Raw genomic sequence first — 20933 nt, 5'->3', positions numbered from 1 at the left:
TCTCCTCGTGAACAGGGTCAGTGTGGTCTCTGTCAGGCCGGCGAGCGCAGGTCGTCGGCCCCGAGGCGATCGACCTTGCGGTGGAACCGCATGCCGAGCATGCCCCCGAGGATCGCGCCGGCCAGTGTCACCACTGCGGCGACGATGGCCGAGATGATGCCGGTCGTCGTGGCGTCCATCGGGATGCGGGGCAGGGCGTCCACGGCCGCCATGAGGTTCCAGCGGCTTCCCGCGAGCATCGTGAGCAGAGCGACGACGATCGCGATGATGAGGCCCCACAGCCACACCGCGAGGCCCTGCATCGCTCCGCTGAAGCGCGCCATGCGCCCGGCGACGTAGCCGCCCGCGAGGTAGGCGACGAACAGCGCGACGGCGACGGCGATCGCACCCACGATCCCGACCGTCTGCGGGTTGTCGGATGCCGCGTTCGCGGCCTCTTCCGGACTCGTGCCGGTCTCGACGCCGACAGCGGCGCCGATCGCACCGACCACCGCGGTCAGCAGCACCACCGCGCCGACGGCCGTGAGCCAGCCGAAGAACGCCGAGCCGAACTTGACGCCGCCGAAGCGACGCTTCTCCTCGACGAGCGCGTCTCCATGCGGGATCTCCGCCGGGGTCACGGGCCGCTCGGTGACGACGGTGTCGTCGTGCGGACGGCGATCGTCGGCGACGACGGGATCGTTGTCGTACCTGCGACGGTCATCCGCGGGGCGCGGGTCGTTTGCGTACGTCATTCCGCGAGAGTAGGTCGCCCACCCCCGTCAGGGTCCCCCATTGCCCCGACGGCGAGTAAGGCATATCCTTACGCGCTCGCGAGCGGGGATCAGCGCAGCCAGGCGTAGCCGAAGGGCGGCAGGGTGAGGCCATCGTGGCGGTCGCCGGTGATGGCGTCGATGCCCGAGAGACCGGGCAGCGAGACGGTCTCGCCGCTGACGTTCACCGCGGCGATCACCGCGTCTGCGGTGCCCGCGGCCCGGCGGACCACGAGAACCCGCTCGTCGTGGTGCTCGATCTCCTGTTCGGCGAACGGCGAGAACCCGGGCATCGTCCGGCGGATCTCGAGCAGACGGCGCAGACCTTCGAGCATCCCCGACCGGCGGGGCGAGGCGTCCAGTTCCCGCTCGAGGCGGTCGGCGTCGAGGACCTCGCGGTTGATCCGCCGGGCGATGTTCGACTCGGTCATGCCGGCGCGATCCTGCCCCGAGCCGAGGAGCGAGTGGTAGTAGATCGCCGGGACTCCGACGACCGACAGCAGGATGGTGTGCGCCGCGAGCCCGCGGACGACGGCCGAGGCATCCGGGTCCGGGTCATCCGGCTCGACGAGCGCCTCGAGGAAGTTCGTGTTCAGCTCGTACACGCCCTCCGACCCGTCGGGCCGTCGCGCCATCGACACGCGCCCGCCGCGGGCGAGCGTGCGCTCGACGAGGAGCGCGCGGTCGTCGTCGGTCAGCAGGCCCTCGGTCGGGCGGATGCCGACGCCGTCGTGGCTCGCGAGGAAGTTGAACCACGTCGCCGTCGGGCTCACCGGCCCGATGCGGCCCGCCCAGTCGGCGAGGACGGTCGCGCGGCCCGTGACGAAGGAGTGGAGGACGAGCGGCGGAAGGGCGAACTGGTAGACCATGTGGGCCTCGTCGGAGCCGTCGCCGAAGTAGGTGATGTTGTCGGCGTGCGGGACGTTCGTCTCTGTGAGCAGGAGCGTGCCGGGCGCGAGGGCGTCGACCAGCACCCGCCAGATGCGGATGACATCGTGCGTCTGCGGGAGGTGGATGCAGGTCGTGCCCGACTCCTTCCACAGGAATCCGATCGCATCCAGTCGCACCGTCGTCGCGCCGCGGGCGAGGTAGCCGAGCAGCACATCGGTGAGGTCGAGCAGGACCGCAGGAGTGCTCGGGTCGACATCGAGCTGATCCGGACCGAACGTGGTCCACGCACGCGCCGTCGTGCCGTCGGGCCGCTCGAACTCGTGGAGAAGGGGGGTGACGCGCGGCCGCACCACCCGCGACGTGTCGAAGTCGGGTCCCGGCTCGAGGAAGTAGCCCGCGAAGCGCGGGTCGCGCTCGAGCCAGCCGCTGAACCACGGGCTCGACGCCGACACGTGGTTGGCGACGAAGTCGAGCGCGAGGGCGTGGTCGGCGCGCAGATCGGCGATGTCGTCCCACGTTCCGAGCTCCGGATTCACTTCGCGGTGGTCGACGACCCCGAAGCCGTCGTCCGAGGTCCACGGATAGATCGGGAGGAGGTGCACGTCGGTGACCGCATCGCGGACGTGATCTCTCAGCACCGATGCGAGCGTGTGGAGCGGGGCCTCATCCTCGCGCCGGAACGCGTCGCCGTAGGTGATGAGATACGCGGTGCCCTCGTCGGGGCGCCCCTTCTCGACCGGGCCGAGGGAGGGGGCCCAGCTCCGGGCGAGCTCGACGAGGCCCGCGAGCACCCCATCGCCTCGCTCGAATCCGAGGCGTTCCACGAGCGGCGCCAGGTCGCGGCGCAGCTGTTCCAGGTCGACGGCGGTCATGCGGCGCGCTCCTCCAAGAGTCTTCTGACGAGTTCCATGCCTCGCGCGTCCAGCTCGGCGATGCGGTCCGAGAACCCTCGCAGGCCGGGGGCGGCGAGCACGACCTCGGCCCACTCCTCTCGCAGCGCGAACTGGGGCCGGGCGACCAGGCAGTCGGGGTCGGTGGTCCACAGGCGCCCGTGCTGCCAGGCGCGCGCCTCGAGCGACATGCGTCCGCGGAGTCCCTGCGAGCCGTCCTCGCCGCCCTCGTGGAAGGTGTCGGGCGACACTCGCATCGCGTCCACGAGACCGACGCTCGGGAGGATCGGCGCACCGCAGCCGAGGAGATACGTGTCGTCGCCCATGACGTCGCGGATCAGCGCGAGCCCCGAGCGGTAGGCGGCGACCGGCGTCGCATCGCGGTCGTGACGTTCACCCGGCACCGCGCCGGAGTACAGGAAGTCGAGCTTGAGGTAGTCGACACCGAGCTCGCGGAGCCCCGTGAACACCTCGACGAGGTGCGCGCGCACGGAGGGATGGGTCAGGTCGAGGCCGACGAGGTCGTCGCCCCAGTTGTAGCCCGCCGGGCCCGTCAGCCAGTCGGGATGCCGCTGCGCCAGGTCGGAGCGCGAGCCGACCGAGAACGGCGCGAGCCAGACACCGGCACGCCGGCCGCTCGCGCGAATCTCGGCGACCGCGTCGGGCAGAGAGCCGAACCGCGGATCAGGCGCCGTCCACTCGCCGGTGCCGAGGCTCCAGCCGTCGTCGATCTGCACCACGTCGACGTCGAGGCCCGCGCGCTCGATCGCGCGGAGGTTCTCGCCGACGTCCGCCGCGGTGACCTCCTCGAAGTAGCGGTACCACGTGCACCATACGCGGGGGACGGATGCCGCGGTCCGCGCGCCGGCCGCCGAGGCGAAGCGATCGCCGAACGACGCGAGCGCGGGGTGCTGGGCGGCGGCGCCCGCCACCGGGGCGGACGCGGCATCCGCCACCCAGTGCGTGATCGGACCATCGGCATGCACGACGACCCGGTCGCCGGCCCACTCCGCACGGATGGTGGGGACGTCGGTCGACGCGTCCAGCGTGGCGAAGACGTGAGCGGGCGCGCCGTCGCCCGGATCGACCACGAGCAGGCCCTCCCCCTGGACGGCGTGGTCCGCCAGGGGTGTGCCCGGGCGGAACCGCATCAGGTGCTGCCAGGCGTGGTCGGGGCGGTGCACGGGGCTGTCACGGCGGTACCAGGTGGTGGGGCTCCAGCTCTGCCAGCCCTCCGCGTACACGCGGGCGTCAGCGCCGGCGGCGACCTCGTCGACGACGGTCATGCGAAGCGGTCCTCTCGGATCAGGGAACGGGTGAGGGTGAGACCGGCCGGGCGCTGGGGTGCCCCGGCCGACTCGGCGGAGGCGACAGCGGCGAGGCCGAGGCGCACCGAGGCGAGGACATGCGCAGCCGAGTTCTCGGGTTCGCGCCCCTCGACGACGGCGGTGAGGAGCTCGCCCATGCTCCCGGCGAAGCCGTCGGGAAACCACTGACCCTCGAGCTCGAACGACGTGCGTGTGCCGTCGCGGTCGAGTTCCAGCCGGTCGCTGCCGAGCAGCACGCTCCCGCGGATCGTCCCCTCGGTGCCGTGGATCCAGAAAGGGCAGCCGCCCGTGCTCGCCCGCGCGTCGCCGACGACCCGGATCGCGGCGCTCGCGCCGGTGGATGCCTGGATCGACACGTCGGCGTGCCAGGGGCTGCGGGCGTCGGCGGGCTGCGCCGGGACGCGCGAGTCGTGCGCGGCCACGGCGACGACATCGGCGCCCTCGAGCCAGCAGCGCGTGATGTCGATCCAGTGCACGAGGTAGTCCGCGAGGAGCATGTGCGGGATGTCGTCGAAGGGCGTGCCGGCCAGCGGCGGCAGCGGCTTGTCGTGCAGGTGCGTCACCCCGACGACCTCGCCGATGTCGCCCCGGCGCACGAGCAGCGTCGCGAGCCGCCATGCCGGCGACCAGCGCGCGTTCTGGTTCACGGCGAACCGCAGGCCGCGCTCGTGCGCTCGAAGGATCAGGGCGTGCAGACGAGGCAGCTCGCCCTCGTCCACGCTCAGCGGCTTCTGCGCGAGGACGTGCTTGCCTGCGTCGATCGCGGCTTCGATCAGGTCGGCGCGCCCGGTCGGCCCCGTGGCGATGTCGACGACCTCCACCTCGGGGTCGTCGAGGAGGTCGGCGACGGATTCGTGCACGCGCGGGATCCCGAACTCCGTCGCCAGCTGACGCGCCGACGCAGCGGTGCGCGACGCGATGGCCACGACCGGTATGCCCCACTTCGCATATGCCTGGAGGTGGCCCGTCCGCGCGATCGACCCGGCGCCGATGAGGCCGACCTTCGCCGGATGGCGCGGAATCTGCGGCGCGTAGTCCGGGGCCGCGCTCACCGTGCGCGCTCCGGCGCCGCATCGAAGCGCAGCACGGCCTGCAGGATGCCGGGGTCACCGGCATCCAGTCGCGCAAAGACGTCTGCGACCTCGGCCGCATCGACGACGTCGCTCACGAGCGCTCCCGCGTCGACCGCACCCGACAGGATCAGCCCCATCACCGTGCGCACGAGCCGCGGCTGGTCCCAGCGGCCCCCGAGCGCGACGGGGACACCGGAGATCTGGCTGGCCACGATGCGCACACGGTTGTGGTGGAACTCCTCACCGAGGCGCAGGTTCGCCGCGCCGCCCTGGTAGAACCCGGATGCCGCGACCAGCCCCTCGACCACGACCGAGCGGACCGCCTCGTGCAGGGCGCGGTCAGTGCCCGACAGCTCGATCGCGCTGTCGGCGCCGCCGCCCGTCAGCTCGCGGACGAGCTCGCCGGCACCGCCCGGGCGCAAGGCGTCGATCGTCTCGGCTGCGCCGAATGTGGTCGCGCTCGCGAGGCGCGACGCCTGGGTGTCGACGGCCAGGACACGGCCTCCCGAGAGCGTCGCGAGACGGGTCGCCAGCAGGCCGATGACCCCTTGGCCGAAGATCGCGACCTGCTCTCCCAGCCGCACGTCGGCGGCGAGGACCGCGTTGAGCGCGATCGAGGCGACGCGGGCGAACGTGCCGAGGACGGGGTCGACGTCGGCGGGCAGCTTCCTCGTGGCGACGGCGGCGGCCGGAAGCACCGCATCGCTGCGGTGACCCCAGATGCCGTGCACGATGTCGCCGACGGCGAGGCTGTCGACTCCATCGCCGACCTCGACCACCTGGCCGACCTCGGAGTAGCCCCAGCCCTGCACGGGATACGCGAAACTCGGCTCACCGGGCACGAAAAGGCGCCGCTCGGCGTCCCACGTCGACGTCAGGTAGGGGTTGGTTCCGCGGAACGCGGTGAGCTCCGTACCCGCCGAGATACCCGAGTACCAGGTGGCGACGCGTACCGAGCCGCCGGTCAGCGGAGCGGGATCGTTCTCGACGAGCTCGACGCGTCCGGGCGAGGTGAACTGGACGATGTGGGGCACGGGGACGCGCCCTCCTTCCGTGTGCAGGTCGGCAACCGGTCAGCCCTTCTCGGCGCCGGCCGTGAGGCCGCCGACGAGAAGCCGCTCCGACGCGAAGAACAGGATGATGATCGGCAGCGTCAGGATGACCGACCCCGCCATGAGGACGGTCGTGGGCACCTCGATGCTCCCCGACAGCTGCGAGAGCCCGAGCGACACCGTCCAGGAGTCGCGCTTCTCGACGAGGAACAGCAGGGCGAAGAGGAACTCGTTCCACGCGATCATGAAGATGAACAGGCCGTTGGACACGAGCGCCGGCATCGCGAGCGGCAGGCTGATCTTCCACATCGTCTGCAGCCGGTTGCAGCCGTCGATCGCGGCGGCCTCCTCGAGCGAGACGGGCACGGTCGCGAAGTAGTTCCGCAGCGTGTAGATCGACACCGCCGCCACCTGCGAGACGTAGACGATCACGAGCCCGACGAGCGATCCCCGCAGTCCGACCTGCGTGAAGAACACGAAGAGCGGGACCGCGAGCAGGATGCTGGGGAAGAAGTACACCGCCAGGAACAGTCCCGACACCTGCCGGCGGCCGAAGAACGCCAGGCGGCTCACCGCGTACGAGCCCGGGATCGCGACGAGAAGGGTGAGGGCGACGGTGCTGAGCGCGACCAGCAGGGAGTTGCGCATGAACACGACGAAGCCCTGGCCGCCGTCCGACACCGGGGCGAGCACCTCGAAGTAGGTCGACAGGTCGAGCTCGTCGACCGAGATCCACAGCGCGCCGGGGTCCTGCAGCAGCGAGTCCAGTGTCCGGAAACTGAGGAGGACCATGTAGTAGAAGGGGAACACCGCGACGATCAGCAGCACGATGATCGTCAGCGGCTTGAGGACGCGGAACAGTCCGTTCTCGAACCGGTCGCGGTTGAAGCCGCCGCGCGCGGCGGGCTTCTGCAGGGTCGCGGAGCTCATGCCTGCTCCTCCTCTCGGCCGAACAGCTTCAGGTACACGCTCACGAGCACGGCCAGGATGGCGGCCAGCACGAGCGCCTGGGCGGCGGCGGCGCCGATGTCGCCACGCGCGGTCATGTAGTCGAAGACGCGGACGGCGACGACTTCGGTGCCGGCACCACCGCCGGTCAGCAGGTAGATGTCGTCGAAGTTGTTGAAGGTCCAGATGAATCGCAGCACGCACAGTACGGCGATCGTCGGCAGGAGCTGGGGCAGCAGGATGTGCCGGAACCGCTGCGTGGGAGTGGCGCCGTCGATCCGGGCCGCCTCGTCGAGCACCTCGGGCACCGCTTGGAGCCGCGCGGTGAGGAACAGGAAGGCGAAGGGGAACGAGCGCCAGGCCTCGAAGAGGATGACGGTGATCAGCGCGATGGGGAGCTCGACCTGCCAGCCGAATATCGACACGGGCAGCGAGCGCTGCGAGAGGAAGGCGACCGGCTCCTCCCATCCCAGGACGGTCTGCCCGAACCAGTTGACGAAGCCGAACTGCGGATTGAGCAGCGTGGACCACACGAAGGTCGCGGCGACGACCGGCGCCACGTAGGGCAGAAGCAGCGAAGCGCGGATGAGGCCGCGGCCGCGGAACGGCTTGCGCAGGGCGAGAGCGGCGATGAGGCCGATGCCGATCGCCAGTGCCGTGCCGCATACGGAGTAGACGATCGTCGTCCACAGCGCGCTGAGGAAGCCCGGAGACGTGATGACGTTGATGAAGTTGTCGAGCGTGTAGGCACCGAAGAATCCGGTGTCGCGGATGTTGATCAGGCGGACCTTCTGGAACGCCAGCGCGACGGCCCACAGGATCGGGATGATCACTGCCACCGTGATGATGATCAGGGTGGGGGAGATCAGCAGCAGGCCGGTGCGGTTCTCGTCACGGCTCTGCCGTGAGGAACGGCGGAAGCCGCGCTTCTCGAGCGCCGTCTCCCGCTCCTCGACCTCTTCTTCCCCGCGGACGGGGGGCGGACCCGAAAGGTCCGACCCCCCTGCGAGCTGCGTCACTGGAGCGACTCCGCGACGGAGCGCACCGCCTCGGCTGCGGTCTCGGCGGCTGCCGCCGGATCCGTGCCCTGGGTGACCTCGCTGACCGCGGTCGCGACCGGGAGCTCACCCTGCAGTGCGCCGAGCAGGTCACCCTGCCCCTGAGGAATGCCCCAGCGTGCGATGTTCTCGGGACCTGCCGCGACGGCCTCGAGAACCTCGGGCGCGTAGAAGTCGGACAGTGGGGCCTTGGTGTCGACGCCGGCGGGAAGCGTCGCCCACAAGTCGGAGTACAGCGTGGGCTCGTCGGTCGTGCCGAACCGCACCGGGACCTTCCCCTCGGGGGCGATGGCGATCCAGTCCTCGTAGCCGTCGCTCATGAAGTACTCGATGAGCGCCTGCGCGTCCTCGGTGTTCGCACCGTCGGTGATGGTCCACGACGTGATCTCGCCGAACTGGGCGGGACCGTCTGCGTCGGGCCCGGCGATCGACGTGACGACTCCGGTGTTCTCGGCGAGGAACGCCGGGTTGTCGGTGCACTCAGGGCAGTTGGGCTTGGCGTCCTCGCGCAGACCGGCCATCTCGTCGAGAACGAAGCTCGACCAGATGAACATCGCCGCGTCTCCGGCGAAGTACGTCGCCCGCGTGGTGTCGACGTCCTGCGCGCCCGGCACCGAGTAGTTCGAGATCAAGTCACCGTAGAAGTCGAACGACTCGACGCACGCGTCGGAGCCGATCTGCACCTCGCCGTCGGAGTCGACGAGCTGGCAGTCGTTGCCGAGCGCCACCTGTTCGAAGGTCTGCTCGGTGAATGCGTCACCGGGCGCCGTCGCGCCGACGAAGCCCGCCATGTCGGCCGAGTCGAGTGCCGCGGCGGCCTCGAGGATCTTGTCGTACGAGTCGGGCGCGTCCAGGCCTGCAGCCTCGAAGAGGTCGGTGCGGTAGTAGAGCATCTGCAGCCACGACTCGCTGGGAACGGCCAGCTGCGTGTCGCCGTCGGCCGTCAGCTCGAGCGCCTTCTCGGAGAACGTCGATGCGTCGAGGTTCTCGATGACGGCGCCGACGGCGTCGGTGTCGAGCAGCTCGTTGGCCGAGAGGGTGCGCACCTGCGGGAGGGAGATGCCGCCGATCACGTCGGGCAGATCGCCCGCAGCGGCGGCCGACGTGATGAGCTGGGCGAACTGGTCCTCCGCCACGGAGACCACCTCGACCTCGACCCCGGACTCCCCCGAGAAGGCGTCGACGATGGCCTCGGTGGCCGCGACGCGGTCGGGCAGATCCTCCTGGACCCAGAAGGTGAGGGTGTCATCCCCGCTGTCGCCACCGGACGAGGTGCAGCCGGTCAGCGCGAGTGCTGCTGCGCACACCGCGGTCATGGTCACTGCTGTGGCACGGATCTTCACGTGCGCCTCCTTGCGCTTCGATACTGCAGAGTGATTCCAGCCGCCACAATGCGGCCGATGTGGGATATGTCTAGAAGTTAGATGCGTAATGTCTAATTGTCAAGCATAATGACTCTTGTCGACGATGAGGGAGGTCGGGATGCCCGGACCGGGTGACGTACTGGAGCTCATACGGGACCGCAGCACGTTGACGCGCGGCGACGTGCTCGAGCTCACCGGCCTGTCGAGGATGACCGTGTCGGCGCGCATCGACGCCCTGCTCGAGGCGGGCCTCGTCGTCGAGAAGGGGACCGAGCGCGTCACCGGCGGTCGCCCCAGTCGCCGCCTGACCTTCAACGACGCGCACGCCACGATCGTCGCGGCGAGCGTCGACACGACGCACACGAGCGTGGCCCTCACCGACCTCGGCGGCCGGATACTCGCCGAGGACAGGATCGATGTGGCCGTCGCGGACGGTCCCGCCCGCACGCTCACCGCGATCACCGAGATCGCCCGGCGCCTCATCGACCGCGCCGACGGTGTGGGCCGCCTGGGCGGGATCGGCATCAGCGTGCCGGGTCCCGTGGATCCCGACACCGGTCGCCCCAGCCAGCCGCCGATCATGCCCGGCTGGGACGCCTTCCCGATCCCCGAGCACGTGCACGATGCCCTCGGGATCCCCGTGCTCGTGTCGAACGATGCCGATGCCGCCGCCCTCGGCGAGCAGCGGCGTGCGCATCCCGAATCGCGCTCGCTCTGCTTCATCAAGGTCTCGTCCGGCATCGGATCCGGCATCGTCCTCGGCGGTCAGGTCTACCGCGGAACCGACGGCGGCGCGGGCGACATCGGGCACGTGAAGATCGCGGGCCACGACGACATGCTGTGCCAGTGCGGCGCATACGGCTGCCTCGCCGCCGTCGCATCCGGGGGCGCGATCGCCCGCGCGATGACAGAGCTCGGCAAGCCCGCGACCTCGGGAACGGATGTCGGCGCCTACCTGGCGGCGGGCGACACCGACGCGGCCCGGCTCACGCAGGAGGCGGGCCGCGTGATCGGCGAGGTCGTGGCCACCGTCGTGTCGCTGCTCAATCCGGCGGAAGTGGTGCTCGGCGGACGGCTCGCCTCGGCGCCGCTCCTCGCAGGCGTGCGCGAGACCCTCTATCCGCGCTCGCTTCCCCGTGCGACGCGGCACCTCACGATCAGCCAGTCGACGCTCGGAGAGCGCGCGGCGACGGTCGGCCTCGCCGCCCTCGTGGTCGACCGGGAGTACTCCGCGGCGGCGGTCAACGGCGCACTCGCGCGATGAGGGACCGGCCTCAGGCCAGCCGGTGCTCGTGGATCGCCGAGCTCGTGCTGGTGCCGTTCAGCTCGAGGTACAGCTGCCGCTCGGTCACCGACAGCGTCATGGTGTTGCGGCGCTCGAGGCCGGCCACCGTCTGGTCGATGAACCCGGGGTCGAAGCTGTAGAGGACGAGGTCCTCGGCCCGGTGGATGCGCTTGCCCGCCCACGGCGCCATGACCTTCGCCGGATCGCGGTGGGTGTAGACGACCGCACGCCCGGCGAGCTTGCTGCCGTAGTGCAGCCGATCGGCGTCGGGTGCGCCGACCTCGATCCACGCGGTGACGCGTCCGGTGAGGTCACGCACGAGGACCGCCGGCTCGTCGGTTGCGGAGATCCCCTCGCTGAAGACGATGCCCTCCTCGAACTCGAGGCAGTAGGCCAGCAAGCGGGTCATCATGTACGCGTCGGTCTCGGATGGATGCCGCGCGACGCGCAGCGTCAGGTCGTCGTAGACGCCGCGATCGACGTCGGCCAGCGACACGTCGAAGGTGTGGATGGTCGCGCCGAGTGCCATAGCGCTCGAGCCTACGCGGGTGTCGGGCCGGGCGTCGCGCGCTCGAAGCGCAGCCCCTCGGCGAGGAGCGCATCGCCGTCGAGCGCTGCGTGCTCGGGGTCGCCCTGCACCGGATGGAACACGATCGTCTCGCCATCGACCTCGTACGCGCCGGCGTTGTAGGGATCGTCGCGCTCCGCGGCTGCGAAGTCATACGCGGCCGGCACACCGCCGGGGACGCCCGGCAGGTCCCATCCCCGGTGGAAGCGGCCGGCGCTCAGCACATGGAAGCGCGTGGCGACCCGCCGCTCGCCGCTGCCTGGCGGACCGGTCACATCGAAGACGAAGCGGTAGGTGGTTGCGAGATAGACGCCCTCGGCCATGCCGCCACGGTACGCCCGGCGCGGGCCGCGCGTCAGGCCGTGGGCATGGCCGCCTCGCCCGGCTCGCCCGGCGGGCGCCGGTGCCGCGGGGCAGGAGCCGGCGGCACCTCCTTCGCGGCGATGATGTCGGCCACCGGAATGCGCTCGACGCCCCGCTTGCCGTCGACGACGACGGCCCTGGCATCCGCTTCGAGCAGTTCTCCGAGCGCATCGGTCGCCTGCCCTGTCGGCAGCAGATAGCGCACGACGACGCGGTGGCCGACCGGCGGCAGGTTCACCATGCGCCCGGCGCGTAGTCCTTGAGGAAGACGCCGAAGAGGTCTTCGCCGGCTTCACCGCGCACGATCGGGTCGTACACGCGCGCCGCGCCGTCGACGAGGTCGAGCGGGGCGTGGAAGCCCTCCTCGGCGAGTCGCACCTTCGTGGGGTGGGGGCGCTCGTCGGTGATCCAGCCCGTGTCGACGCTCGTCATGAGGATGCGGTCGGTCTCGAACATCTCGCGGGCGCTCGTGCGGGTGAGCATGTTGACCGCCGCCTTGGCCATGTTGGTGTGCGGATGCCCCGCCCCCTTGTAGCCGCGGTTGAACACGCCCTCCATCGCGCTGACGTTGACGATGTACGTGCGGCGCGCGCTGCTCGCCGCGAGTGAGGGACGCAGCCTCGACACCAGCAGGAACGGAGCGGTGGTGTTGGCGAGCTGCACCTCGAGCATCTCGAGCGGGTCGACCTCCTCCACACGCTGCACCCACGAGTTCGAGTGGTCGAGGTCGGGGATGAGTCCGCCGGCGTCGATGGCCGTGCCGGCGGCGAGCCGCTCGAGAGAGCTCGAACCGGCCGCCATCGCCTGCTCGGTCAGCTCGTCGGCGCGGGCAGCGGCGGCGGCCAGGATCGGGTGGGCGGTGACCGAGCGCTCGAGAGCCTGCGGATGCCGGTCGTTGGTGTGCCCGAAGGTGACCAGCTCGGGGAGGGGCCCGTCGGGAAGCGGGGCCAGCTCGGCGTCGACGAGGGGCTGGTACGCGCCCGGCGAGCGCCGCACCGTCTGGGTGGCGTTGTTGATCAGGATGTCGAGGGGACCGGCAGCTGCGACCTCGTCGGCGAGGCCGATCACCTGCGCAGGGTCGCGCAGGTCGATGCCGACCACCTTCAGCCGGTCGATCCAGTCCGCGGCATCCGGAAGGCTGCTGAAGCGGCGCACCGCATCCCGCGGGAAGCGGGTGGTGATCGTCGTGTGGGCGCCGTCGCGCAGCAGTCGCAGCGCGATGTACATGCCGATCTTCGCGCGTCCGCCGGTGAGCAGCGCGCGCTTGCCGGTGAGGTCGGTGCGCGCGTTCCGCTTGGCGTGGCTCATCGCCGCGCAGGTCGGGCAGAGCTGGTGGTAGAACGCGTCGACGATCGTGTACGGCTGCTTGCAGATGTAGCAGCCGCGCGCCTTGAGGAGCGTGCCGGCGGTCGGGGCGGTCGTGGTGGTGCTGATCGGGATGCCGCGGGTCTCGTCGTCGATGCGGTCGGGAGCCCCGGTGGCGGTGGCGGCGACGACCGCCCGGTCAGCCTGCGCGATGGCGTCGCGGATCTCGCGACGGCGCACCTTCTTGACGGCCTTGAACATGGCGGCGGTGGCGCGGCGCACGGCGACGAAGTCGGGGTGCGTCTCGTCGAGCCCAGCCATGTTGCCGAGCACCCGGAGGGTGACCTCGAGGTCCGACGGATCGATGCCGCTCGGCGGCAGGTCGGACGGGGCGGGGGTCTCGGGAGGCACACGCGATTCTACGTCGGCCCGCATGGGTGCGACCTGTTACCGTGCCACGGTGACCCCTCCCACCGACGGCCGCCCCGCCGCGCGCCGGATCCACGTCTCGGCCGCGGTGATCCTCGACGCGGCCGGGCGCCTGCTGCTGGTGCGCAAGGAGGGCACGACCGCGTTCATGCAGCCGGGAGGCAAGCCCGAGGCGGGCGAGTCGCCGAGTGAGACCCTGAGCCGCGAACTGGCCGAGGAACTCGGCATCCGGGTTCCTGCGGATGAACTGCGCGCACTCGGCTCGTTCACCGCCGCGGCCGCGAACGAGCCCGGCTTCCTGGTGGTCGCCGACGTGTTCGAGGTCGACATCGGCGCCCAGCAGCCGGCGGTGGGGGCCGAGATCGCGGAGCTGCGCTGGGTCGGCCGCGCCGACGCGCATGTCATCGAGATCGCGCCGCTGGCGCGCGAGAACTTCCTCCCGGCGGTCTGACCTCAGCCGACCGGGACCGCGTCGGCGAGGTCGCCGGAGGCGACGTGCCGGTCGGCCATCCGCTCGCCGATCGCCGCAAGAGCGTCGCGGAGCGACGGGAACTCCGTCACGCCGCCACCGCCGTGCACCCAGAGCACGTAGACGATGTGGTCCTTGCACTCGACATAGGCGATGACGCGGTGGGGATCGTCGGCGGCGACCGTCGGGTCGCACGCGACCCAGGCGCCGTCGCCCACCCACAGCAGCTCCGGCCGCGGATCGCCGGTTGTGATGACGCGCGTCGTGTGCATGGAACGCTCCCTCGCACCCCAGGGCGCCCAGTCGCGCCTGAGTCGATGATGGCGCGCCCGCGCGCCGACGAGGGGGGTCTTGACGCGGAGGCGGATCTCTGAGCCGGCCGGGCGTCACTCGTGCTCGGGTAGCAGCGGCGTCGACCAGCCCGGATCGCGACCCAGCTGCGCCGCGCGCGACACCGACGCCGCCCCGAAGCGGTCGCGCACGGCGTCGAGGACCGTATCGAGGCGTGCTCCGTCGTCCCAGTCGATCGGCAGTTCGGGTGGGATGCTGTCGGCCCGCCCCAGCTGCGACAGCGAGACGCCGATGAGCGTGATGCCGCGCTCGTCGATCTCGGGCTGTGCGGCGGCGAGCAGCCCGCGCGCGACCGCGAGCAGCAGGGCGGTGCGGTCGGTCGGCGTGCGCACCGTGTGGGAGCGGGTGGCCTTGGCGAAATCGCCGAAGCGGAGGCGCAGCACGACCGTGCGGCAGACGCGGTCGTGCTCGCGCAGCCGGCGTCCGAGCCGGTCGACGATCTGCGTGAGGAAGAGGTCGAGCTCGTCGGCGGTGCGGGGCCGGCTGCCGAGAGCGCGCTGCGAGCCGATCGAGCCGCGGCGGCGCGTGGAGTCGACCGGGCGCGGGTCGCGCAGCCGGGCCAGCGCGTGCAGGTGCGCGCCGGCGGCCCGGCCGAGCAGCCGCTCGGCGGTGGCGGCCTCGAGTTCGGCCAACTGCCCGACGGTGCGGATGCCGAGGCGGTGGAGCTTCTCGGCCGTCACGGCGCCGACGCCCCACAGCCGTTCGACGGGCAGCGGAAGAAGGAACGCCTCCTCTCGCTCGGGCTCGACGATCAGCAGCCCGTCCGGCTTGCTGACGGCGCTCGCCACCTTCGCGAGGAACTTGGTGCGGGCGACGCCGACCGAGATGGCCAGCCCGACCTCTGCGCGGACGCGGGCCCTCAGCGTCATCGCGATCTGCTCGGGCGAACCCGCGATCCGCCGGAGCCCGCCGACCTCGAGGAACGCCTCATCGATCGAGATGCCCTCGACGAGCGGCGTCGTGTCGCGGAAGATGGCGAAGACGTCGCGGCTCGCGGCAGAGTACGCCTCCATCCGCGGCGGCACGACGATCGCGTCGGGGCACAGGTCGCGCGCCTGCCGCCCGCCCATCGCCGTGCGCACACCGCAGGCCTTCGCCTCGTAGCTCGCTGCCAGTACGACGCCCCCGCCGACGATGACCGGCCGGCCCCGCAGCGCCGGCGCGTCACGCTGCTCGACCGAGGCGTAGAAGGCGTCGAGGTCGGCGTGCAGCACCGTCGCCTCGCCGCGCATGCACCCTCCGGAGATTCGGTCCTTTGTTCGAACGATGATCGCAGGAGGCGACGACATGCGGCGCGGAGACCCGGGAAAAGTGACCGGCCGCCGAGTGGCCCCTCGATCGGAGGTGAGAGGAGACTGCGATGCGCTCCCGGCTCCCGGACGGCTGATTCCGGACAGACCGATCTTCGCCCTCTCTCGGACCCTTACTGTCGTCGGTAACGGTGCGGCTCTCGGCGAGGGGAGCCGCACCGCACATGCTCACAACGGACGCGCCACCGCCACGACGTTGTCGGCGTATCGCCCGGTGCCGGGGTCGAACTCTCCTCCGCACGTGATAAGCACCAGGTCGCGCGCGCCGGAGCGGGCGAAGAGCTCGGCCACGGGAAGATCGGCCTTCGGGTAGTAGGTGACCGTCGCCAGTCCGTACCGATGCGCGCGGCCCGAGGCATCCGTCACCTCGATCAGTTCACCCGGCGAGAGTTCGCGCAGCCGGCTGAACGGCCCGATCGGGTATCGGGGCGCATCGACGTGCGCCGAGATCACGACGTTGCCGTCGGGGCTCGTCGGGTCGGCGCCGAATCGGTACCACCCGCCGACCGCGGGATCGACGGGCAGCTCCATGAAACCGCCTATCTCGACGCCGACGGGTTCCACGGGCATGTCGACGCCGATCGCCCCGATCGCCACGCGCACGGGCGGCAACGGCGTGCGCGCGGGAGCCGGGGTCGCCGCCGCCACCGGCACGTCGACCGCAGGGGTCGGCCGCACTGTCGCGGTCGCGGTGGGCGCGGGAGCCGACTCGGGGGCGGGCGGCTGCGTACCGCATCCCGCGAGCACGAGGATGACCGCGAGGGCTATCGGGACCCCCGCGGCCATCCTCCGCATGGCGCCGGTGGTCAGCGGTCTGCCCGCTGACGGACGACGGCGACGGCGGATGCCGCGGCCAGGCCCGTCGCGACGATGAGGCCGCCGATGATCCACATCGCCTGCTGCAGTGCGTCCCGCTGGGCGAGCTGGCCGCCGGTGCCGGAGTTCACGCCGTCGGGGGCGGAGTGCAGTCCGGTGATCGTCTGGACGGCGAGGTCGAGGTTCTCGTCCTCGAGGCTCCCCCACGCGTAGACGATGGTGAGCACGCCCTCCTGGATCTCGACCGGAGCAGGACCGATCACAGGGTCGGTCGTGCCTGCGGCTGCGACGGATGCCTCGACCGTGCCGGCGGGCAGATCCAGCGACGCCTCGTCGGGGTTCGCGAGTCCTTCGATGACCGGCGTGCCACCCGCGAGCACGTCGACCGCGGGGGCGGCCGCATCGTGTCGGACGGTGAGACGCCCCTCACCGGCTGCGGTCGGCGAGGTGTCGTTCACGTACGGGGTCAGCACGGGCGCGCCCGATTCGTCGAGGTGCGCGACAGCGGTGTAGTTGGTGTCCGCCTCGAGCGTGAGAGTGGCGGGACCGAGCACCGGAGCGCTGTCGTCCGTGGCGTCGGGAGCGGTCAGCGCGACCTCGTAGTCGCCCGCCGGAAGGTCGAGCGGACCCGCGAGGTCACCGGGCTGGAAGTCATCGAGCGTGAGCGCGCCGTTGACGTACACGTCCACCGGGGTGTCAGGGATGCCGTGCAGCACCGAGAGGACGGCGTTGCCGGCCGTGTCGGCGCTGGCGGGGGCGATCATTCCCAGGGCGGCAACGGCCCCGGCGGCGATGCCCGCGAGAATCTTGTTTCGCACGATGGTCTCCTTCGTCCGAGCGGCCCGTCGCCGCCCATCGGAAGGTGATTCCCCGGGACGTATTCATTTGGATGCAGATCGGGAGATGCGGCCGCCTGCGCGATGACTGCTTCGGCCATCCCGCCGGCCGCTCATGCATGCGCCAAGCGGCTCCGGCGCGGCCGATTATGGATAACGACATCTCAGAGCCCGGATGCGGGCGTACTGTCGTCGACACGGTGCGGCTCTCGGCGAGGGGAGCCGCACCGCACACGAAGGCCGACGTCGCGGAGTCCTACTGCCGGACCTCGAGCCGAGACTCGCGCGCGGTCTGCGCGCCGGACGCTCCGGTTGCCCGGGCCCATGTCCACGCCGAGCGCAGGATGAACCCGAGGATCAGCACCTCGATCCCGATGGAGATGGCGTAGAACGGGATCCACTCCACTGATGTCCCTGCCGCGTTGAACAGCGAGTACGGGATCAGGAGCGACGCGACGACGAGGTTCGTCACGCGACTCACCTGCGCGGGCAGCGTCACGGAGAGCAGCACCATCACCGCCGGGATCGACACGGACACCAGGAAGATCGTCAACAGCATCGAGCTGATGTCGAACTTCCAGATGAAGCCGTTCAGGATGCCGTCGACGACGCCCGGCTTGTAGAAGTTGAGCACGTCGACGTAGACGTACAGGAACATGAAGCTCGTCCATGCGGCGGCGAGCTTCACCCGCACAGGGAGCGGGTGGTCCATCAGATTCGCGTTCGTCGTTCGGCTGTTCACGGGTCTGTCCTTCTCGGATGAGAGGTCCGGCCACCAGGTCTGGCGGTCGGGGACGCCGGTCGTACACCGTACGTCGTACGCTGTACTATGGACGTACACTGTACGATCTGTCAAGCCGGCAACGAGCGAGGAGACGCGTGGAGCAACGACGATCGGCCGCTGAAGCGGGCCTGAGCACGCCGCGCGTGGTGGCGGAGGCGGGCCTGAGCACGCAGCGCGTGGTGGCGGAGGCGATCCGGCTCGCCGACGACGACGGCGTCGACGGCCTCAGTATGCGCCGGCTCGCGAACGCGCTCGGCGCGGGCGCGATGTCGCTGTACCACTACGTGGCGAACAAGGAAGAGCTGCTGGACGCCATGATCGACGTGGTCTTCGACGAGATCGAACTCCCCGACGAAGAGGCGGACTGGCAGGCGGCGATGCGTCGACGCTCGCTCTCGGCCCGAGAGGCCCTCGCCCGTCATCCGTGGGCGATCGGCCTGATGGACTCGCGGACCTCGCCGGGCCCCGCGCACCTCCGCCACCGCGAAGCGGTCACCGCCTGCCTGCGCAGAGCCGGCTTCCCGGTGGTGATGGCGACGCATGCCAACTGGCTGCTCGACAGCTACCTCTACGGCTTCGCCCTGCAGGAGGCGAGCGTGCCGTTCGATACCGCCGACGAGTTCGCCGGCGTGACCGAAGACGTCTATCTGCCCCAGCTTCCCCCCGACGAGTTCCCCTACCTCAACGAGTCCGCCGCCGCGCTGGTGGCCGCGGGCTACGACCCGGCGGGCGAGTTCCTCTTCGGGCTGGACCTCATCCTCACCGCGCTCGAGGGGCTCAGGACTTCCGCGTAGCCGCAGAGCATAGCGCGCGCCGAGGTGAACCCCGTCCGAGATCTCCGTCGAGCTCGGAGTGCGGAGCGGAAACACGAGTGCCGTTCTGAAGTCCCTGGAGTCGAAGGGCCTGCTGCGAAGACTCAAGGACGCGACGGACGGACGAGCGGTTCGCATCGAGCCGACGCCTACCGCGGCGGCCAACCTGGCGAAGCTGCGCGCCGAATGGGCTCGATTGCTCCAGCCGTTCGCTCCGGAGGGAGATGCCCTCGCTGTCAGGACGCGAGATGTCTGCGGAGGAAGCCCTGCCCTTGATCGCGCCCGTGGCTGGTGAAGGCGTAGTAGGCGGGGAGGAGCAGGAAGACGATCGAGGCGATCAGCGGGTGGATCAGGACTCCAGCCAGCCCAGCGGCCAGGTAGAGCACCACACCGATGAGCGCGCGCGGGCGCTCGTGCGCGAAGAAGGAGTCCTCGACCTCGTCCTTCGTGAGATCGGGATGTCTCGCCAGGTACGTGAAGAAGACCAGCCAAGCCAGGCACAGCAGCGCCCCGACGATCGCGTAGAGCCCGACCGCGACCTTCTCATCCGTGAGGTTCCCCGCCCGAGCGGTCTCGGCGATGACAGCCGTCGGCCAGGGCACGAGCGCCAGGGTGGCGAGGATCCCGAGGTTCGCCCACTGGAGGCCCACGTCCATCTCGCTGATCCGGGTGAACGCCGCCTTGTGGTTCATCCAGATCACCGCCAGGTAGAGGTACGAGGCCGCGTACGCCAAGTATGTGGGCCACTCATTCAGCAGGCCGGCCAGCAGTCCGCCCTCCTCTGTCTCGGGGGGCCGAAGATCGAGGACGAGAAGCGTGATGACGATCGCGATGATGGCATCGCTGAAAGCGATGGCCCGTCCGGGATCAGACCGGGGCGGCCCTTCCTGCCGCCGTTGCGAGCGCTGTTCGTCGTCGCTTGTCATCGCTGTTCGTCCTTCTCGGAGGTGTGCGGGCCGGCCTGCTGATGAGTCGGATGCCGCTCAGGCGGCGGACGAGAACTCCGGGTGCAGCACCACCTTGGTCCAGCCGTCATCGCGGTTGTCGAAGTGCTCGTACGCCCGAGGAGCATCCTCGAGGCCGAGCTCGTGGCTGACGACCGAAGACGGCGTTGCCGTGCCGCCGGCGATCAGGTCGCGCAATTGCCGGTTGTAGCGCTTGACCGGGCACTGACCGCTGCCGAGCTTCTGGCCTCGGAACCAGAACTCGCCGAAGTCGAAGGCGACCTTCCCCTGCTTCGCCAGCTCGTCGACGCCCCGCGGGTCCTGGGGGATGAAGACGCCGACCACGCCGATCTCGCCGGTGAAGCGCACCGACTGGACGAGACGGTTCAGGGTGAGGTTCGGGTCTTCGTTGCCGTCGGGGTCGTGCGCCTGGTAGCCGACGCATTCGCATCCGTTGTCGGCGCCCAGCCCCATCGTCATCTCGTTGACCGCTTCCACCGGGTCGACGGCCGAATCGTCGATGGGAATCGCTCCGATCTCCTCGATCTTGCGCAGACGATCGGGATGGCGGTCCACGACCATCACTTTTCCGGCGCCCTTCAGGATCGCGGAGTAGGCGGCCATGAATCCGACCGGCCCGGCTCCGTAGATGACCGTCTGGTCACCGGGCTTCACATGGGCGAGCTCGGTGGCGTGATAGCCCGTCGGGAAGATGTCGGCCAGCATCACGTAGTCGGTCTGCTTCTCCTCCGCATCCTCCCCGAGTCGCAGGCAGTTGAAGTCGCCCCACGGGACGCGCAGCAGTTCCGCCTGCCCGCCGGCCCATGGACCCATGTCGGCGAACCCATACGCCGCTCCTGCCCACTCGGGGTTCGGCTGCGCGGTGAGACAGTAATTCGTGTAGCCGCGTTCGCAGTTCTTGCAGTGGCCGCAGGAAACGTTGAACGGAAGGACGACGTAGTCGCCGACCTGCACCTTGTCGACGCCGTCGCCGACCTCGATCACCTCACCCATGTTCTCGTGGCCGAACCAGCGCCCGGTCTCGAAATCGGTCCTGCCTTCGTACATGTGCAGGTCTGACCCGCAGATGTTGGTGGTGGTGATGCGGACGAGCACATCGGTGGATCGCTCGATGCGAGCGTCCGGGACGTCTTGCACGCTGACCTTGCGAGGGCCTTCGTAAACGACAGCTTTCATTTCCTTTGCCTTCCAGCGAGGGTGATGAGCAGAGCGGTGCGGGTGTCACAGTGCTGCGATGGCCGGAATGGGACCTCGGTTCTCTTCGCGGCGGGGGCCGGCGAGACG

23 protein-coding genes are annotated in these 20933 nt (G+C 70.4%); 4 read left to right on the top strand and 19 right to left on the bottom strand.

Annotated features, from left to right (window positions below; genetic code table 11):
• Nucleotides 1-32 precede the first annotated feature (32 nt).
• The 8 genes from OB08_RS04920 to OB08_RS04885 all read right to left on the bottom strand — a co-directional run bounded on the left by OB08_RS04920 (nt 33) and on the right by OB08_RS04885 (nt 9335).
• Nucleotides 33-734 (bottom strand): YrzE family protein, encoded by a 702-nt coding sequence (locus tag OB08_RS04920; RefSeq protein WP_461472720.1) that lies wholly within the window; start codon nt 732-734, stop codon nt 33-35.
• 89 nt (nt 735-823) lie between these two features.
• The gene (locus OB08_RS04915) at nt 824-2515 is read right to left on the bottom strand and encodes an alpha-amylase family glycosyl hydrolase (RefSeq protein WP_461472718.1); all 1692 of its coding nucleotides are present in this window, start codon (nt 2513-2515) and stop codon (nt 824-826) included.
• Nucleotides 2512-3819, bottom strand: a complete 1308-nt coding sequence (locus OB08_RS04910; RefSeq protein ID WP_461472716.1) for a glycoside hydrolase family 36 protein — start codon at nt 3817-3819, stop codon at nt 2512-2514. Before OB08_RS04910 ends, OB08_RS04915 begins: the two co-directional genes overlap by 4 nt.
• Nucleotides 3816-4913 (bottom strand): Gfo/Idh/MocA family protein, encoded by a 1098-nt coding sequence (locus tag OB08_RS04905; protein ID WP_461472714.1) that lies wholly within the window; start codon nt 4911-4913, stop codon nt 3816-3818. The genes OB08_RS04910 and OB08_RS04905 overlap by 4 nt, the downstream gene beginning before the upstream one ends.
• Complete coding sequence (locus tag OB08_RS04900) at nt 4910-5968, bottom strand: zinc-dependent alcohol dehydrogenase (RefSeq protein ID WP_461472712.1); 1059 nt, start codon at nt 5966-5968, stop codon at nt 4910-4912. Before OB08_RS04900 ends, OB08_RS04905 begins: the two co-directional genes overlap by 4 nt.
• Nucleotides 5969-6007: 39 nt before the next feature.
• Complete coding sequence (locus tag OB08_RS04895) at nt 6008-6916, bottom strand: carbohydrate ABC transporter permease (RefSeq protein WP_461472710.1); 909 nt, start codon at nt 6914-6916, stop codon at nt 6008-6010.
• Nucleotides 6913-7953 (bottom strand): carbohydrate ABC transporter permease, encoded by a 1041-nt coding sequence (locus tag OB08_RS04890; RefSeq protein ID WP_461472708.1) that lies wholly within the window; start codon nt 7951-7953, stop codon nt 6913-6915. The genes OB08_RS04895 and OB08_RS04890 overlap by 4 nt, the downstream gene beginning before the upstream one ends.
• The gene (locus tag OB08_RS04885) at nt 7950-9335 is read right to left on the bottom strand and encodes an ABC transporter substrate-binding protein (protein WP_461472706.1); all 1386 of its coding nucleotides are present in this window, start codon (nt 9333-9335) and stop codon (nt 7950-7952) included. Before OB08_RS04885 ends, OB08_RS04890 begins: the two co-directional genes overlap by 4 nt.
• 139 nt (nt 9336-9474) lie before the next feature.
• Between OB08_RS04885 and OB08_RS04880 the strand changes: the two genes are divergently transcribed.
• Complete coding sequence (locus OB08_RS04880; RefSeq protein WP_461472704.1) at nt 9475-10620, top strand: ROK family transcriptional regulator; 1146 nt, start codon at nt 9475-9477, stop codon at nt 10618-10620.
• A gap of 10 nt (nt 10621-10630) precedes the next feature.
• Here OB08_RS04880 and OB08_RS04875 read toward each other — a convergent pair whose 3' ends face one another.
• From OB08_RS04875 to OB08_RS04860, 4 genes are read right to left on the bottom strand one after another with little or no spacing between them, the layout of a single operon-like run.
• A complete protein-coding gene (locus tag OB08_RS04875; RefSeq protein WP_461472702.1) occupies nt 10631-11170 on the bottom strand; it encodes a YaeQ family protein in 540 nt (179 codons plus the stop codon).
• An 11-nt stretch (nt 11171-11181) separates the two neighbouring features.
• The gene (locus tag OB08_RS04870) at nt 11182-11532 is read right to left on the bottom strand and encodes a hypothetical protein (RefSeq protein WP_461472700.1); all 351 of its coding nucleotides are present in this window, start codon (nt 11530-11532) and stop codon (nt 11182-11184) included.
• Between the two features lie 32 nt (nt 11533-11564).
• Nucleotides 11565-11813, bottom strand: coding sequence for a putative acetyltransferase (locus OB08_RS04865; RefSeq protein ID WP_461472698.1), 249 nt, complete (start codon nt 11811-11813; stop codon nt 11565-11567).
• Nucleotides 11807-13312 carry an SDR family NAD(P)-dependent oxidoreductase gene (locus OB08_RS04860; RefSeq protein ID WP_461472696.1) on the bottom strand — a complete coding sequence of 502 codons (1506 nt, stop codon included), beginning with the start codon at nt 13310-13312 and terminating at the stop codon, nt 11807-11809. The genes OB08_RS04865 and OB08_RS04860 overlap by 7 nt, the downstream gene beginning before the upstream one ends.
• A 25-nt stretch (nt 13313-13337) precedes the next feature.
• Between OB08_RS04860 and OB08_RS04855 the strand changes: the two genes are divergently transcribed.
• On the top strand, nt 13338-13757 hold the full coding sequence (locus OB08_RS04855; protein WP_461472694.1) for an NUDIX hydrolase: 420 nt from the start codon (nt 13338-13340) through the stop codon (nt 13755-13757).
• Between the two features lie 2 nt (nt 13758-13759).
• On the opposite strand, the gene OB08_RS04850 is transcribed toward OB08_RS04855, so the two are convergent.
• From OB08_RS04850 to OB08_RS04830, 5 genes are all read right to left on the bottom strand, one after another.
• The gene (locus OB08_RS04850) at nt 13760-14047 is read right to left on the bottom strand and encodes a hypothetical protein (RefSeq protein WP_461472692.1); all 288 of its coding nucleotides are present in this window, start codon (nt 14045-14047) and stop codon (nt 13760-13762) included.
• Nucleotides 14048-14161: 114 nt separating this feature from the next.
• Entirely contained in the window at nt 14162-15358 is a 1197-nt protein-coding gene (gene dinB / locus OB08_RS04845; RefSeq protein WP_461472690.1) for a DNA polymerase IV, read from the bottom strand.
• Nucleotides 15359-15604: 246 nt separating this feature from the next.
• Nucleotides 15605-16222, bottom strand: a complete 618-nt coding sequence (locus tag OB08_RS04840; RefSeq protein ID WP_461472688.1) for a class F sortase — start codon at nt 16220-16222, stop codon at nt 15605-15607.
• A gap of 20 nt (nt 16223-16242) precedes the next feature.
• Nucleotides 16243-17070: a DUF4397 domain-containing protein gene (locus tag OB08_RS04835; protein ID WP_461472686.1), complete on the bottom strand. Its 828-nt coding sequence runs from the start codon at nt 17068-17070 to the stop codon at nt 16243-16245.
• Between the two features lie 274 nt (nt 17071-17344).
• On the bottom strand, nt 17345-17830 hold the full coding sequence (locus tag OB08_RS04830; RefSeq protein ID WP_461472684.1) for a DUF6326 family protein: 486 nt from the start codon (nt 17828-17830) through the stop codon (nt 17345-17347).
• Nucleotides 17831-17967: 137 nt separating this feature from the next.
• Between OB08_RS04830 and OB08_RS04825 the strand changes: the two genes are divergently transcribed.
• Both OB08_RS04825 and OB08_RS04820 read left to right on the top strand, forming a co-directional pair.
• The gene (locus OB08_RS04825; RefSeq protein ID WP_461472682.1) at nt 17968-18666 is read left to right on the top strand and encodes a TetR/AcrR family transcriptional regulator; all 699 of its coding nucleotides are present in this window, start codon (nt 17968-17970) and stop codon (nt 18664-18666) included.
• Nucleotides 18667-18706: 40 nt separating this feature from the next.
• A complete protein-coding gene (locus tag OB08_RS04820; RefSeq protein WP_461472939.1) occupies nt 18707-18979 on the top strand; it encodes a MarR family transcriptional regulator in 273 nt (90 codons plus the stop codon).
• On the opposite strand, the gene OB08_RS04815 is transcribed toward OB08_RS04820, so the two are convergent.
• Together OB08_RS04815 and OB08_RS04810 are read right to left on the bottom strand one after the other, a co-directional pair.
• Complete coding sequence (locus OB08_RS04815) at nt 18921-19610, bottom strand: TMEM175 family protein (RefSeq protein WP_461472680.1); 690 nt, start codon at nt 19608-19610, stop codon at nt 18921-18923. The two genes, OB08_RS04820 and OB08_RS04815, sit on opposite strands and share 59 nt — an antisense overlap.
• A 57-nt stretch (nt 19611-19667) precedes the next feature.
• A complete protein-coding gene (locus OB08_RS04810) occupies nt 19668-20825 on the bottom strand; it encodes a glutathione-independent formaldehyde dehydrogenase (RefSeq protein ID WP_461472678.1) in 1158 nt (385 codons plus the stop codon).
• Nucleotides 20826-20933: the final 108 nt, after the last annotated feature.

Source organism: Microbacterium sp. HJ5 (assembly GCF_054824025.1).
This window is presented reverse-complemented; position numbering and strand designations above follow the sequence as displayed.

Excerpts from the sequence above, each read along its gene's own strand:
- OB08_RS04920 (WP_461472720.1), bottom strand. The coding sequence starts at position 734 with ATGACGTACGCAAACGACCCGCGCCCCGCGGATGACCGTCGCAGGTAC.
- OB08_RS04915 (WP_461472718.1), bottom strand. The coding sequence starts at position 2,515 with ATGACCGCCGTCGACCTGGAACAGCTGCGCCGCGACCTGGCGCCGCTC.
- OB08_RS04910 (WP_461472716.1), bottom strand. The coding sequence starts at position 3,819 with ATGACCGTCGTCGACGAGGTCGCCGCCGGCGCTGACGCCCGCGTGTAC.
- OB08_RS04895 (WP_461472710.1), bottom strand. The coding sequence starts at position 6,916 with ATGAGCTCCGCGACCCTGCAGAAGCCCGCCGCGCGCGGCGGCTTCAAC.
- OB08_RS04880 (WP_461472704.1), top strand. The coding sequence starts at position 9,475 with ATGCCCGGACCGGGTGACGTACTGGAGCTCATACGGGACCGCAGCACG.
- OB08_RS04875 (WP_461472702.1), bottom strand. The coding sequence starts at position 11,170 with ATGGCACTCGGCGCGACCATCCACACCTTCGACGTGTCGCTGGCCGAC.
- OB08_RS04870 (WP_461472700.1), bottom strand. The coding sequence starts at position 11,532 with ATGGCCGAGGGCGTCTATCTCGCAACCACCTACCGCTTCGTCTTCGAT.
- OB08_RS04865 (WP_461472698.1), bottom strand. The coding sequence starts at position 11,813 with ATGGTGAACCTGCCGCCGGTCGGCCACCGCGTCGTCGTGCGCTATCTG.
- OB08_RS04860 (WP_461472696.1), bottom strand. The coding sequence starts at position 13,312 with ATGCGGGCCGACGTAGAATCGCGTGTGCCTCCCGAGACCCCCGCCCCG.
- OB08_RS04850 (WP_461472692.1), bottom strand. The coding sequence starts at position 14,047 with ATGCACACGACGCGCGTCATCACAACCGGCGATCCGCGGCCGGAGCTG.
- dinB (WP_461472690.1), bottom strand. The coding sequence starts at position 15,358 with ATGCGCGGCGAGGCGACGGTGCTGCACGCCGACCTCGACGCCTTCTAC.
- OB08_RS04840 (WP_461472688.1), bottom strand. The coding sequence starts at position 16,222 with ATGGCCGCGGGGGTCCCGATAGCCCTCGCGGTCATCCTCGTGCTCGCG.
- OB08_RS04815 (WP_461472680.1), bottom strand. The coding sequence starts at position 19,610 with ATGACAAGCGACGACGAACAGCGCTCGCAACGGCGGCAGGAAGGGCCG.
- OB08_RS04810 (WP_461472678.1), bottom strand. The coding sequence starts at position 20,825 with ATGAAAGCTGTCGTTTACGAAGGCCCTCGCAAGGTCAGCGTGCAAGAC.